A 575-nucleotide genomic window follows, 5' to 3' on the forward strand; every position below is an offset into this window, starting at 1 on the left:
CGGCCCGCTGGCCGTGATCGATGGGATCGGTCGCGGCCGTCCCGTCGGCACCTGTGAGGCTGTGGCTGGGTCCTGCCCGGCAGGTGTTCGGCCGGTAGGGCCCGTGGCGTGGGCCAGGGTGCCTGGCTGGTCAGTCGGCCAGGGCGGCGAGCCCGGCGGTCCCGGCGTGTCGGAAGATCTTGCGGAGGTTGTGGCAGGCGGCCAGCAGTTGCCACTCGCCGCGGGCTCCGTCCTCGCCGCGCAGGAGGAGCTGACGGCCGTTCTGGCAGGTCATGACCTGACCGAAGACGGGTTCGACGATGGCCTTGCGGCGGCTGTAGGCGGCCTTGCCGGGCTTGGTCCGCAGCTTGCGGGCCATGCGCTCCTTGAGGGTGGCGTCCTTGGGGATGCGTCCGCGGGGTGCGGGCGGGACCTGCTCGTCGTGGGCCAGGCGGCCGGTGGCCATGAACGTGTCGGTGCCGCAGGCGAGTTGGCGCTCTCGCGCGGCCTCAAGGTTGGTCTCGGAACAGCAGCCAGCGTCGACCAGGGCCTGCTTGGGGTGGACGCCGGTGTTCGCCGCGGACTGGTCGAGCATC

The 575-nt window shown here is 72.3% G+C and carries 1 protein-coding gene; it reads right to left on the reverse strand.

The window, feature by feature from the left end:
- Nucleotides 1-130 precede the first annotated feature (130 nt).
- Nucleotides 131-575: transposase (locus tag VXC91_RS46710; RefSeq protein ID WP_329513380.1), on the reverse strand; the 445-nt coding region annotated here is incomplete at its 5' end.

Origin of the sequence: Streptomyces chiangmaiensis (genome assembly GCF_036281785.1) — a bacterium.
GTDB lineage: Bacteria > Actinomycetota > Actinomycetes > Streptomycetales > Streptomycetaceae > Streptomyces > Streptomyces chiangmaiensis.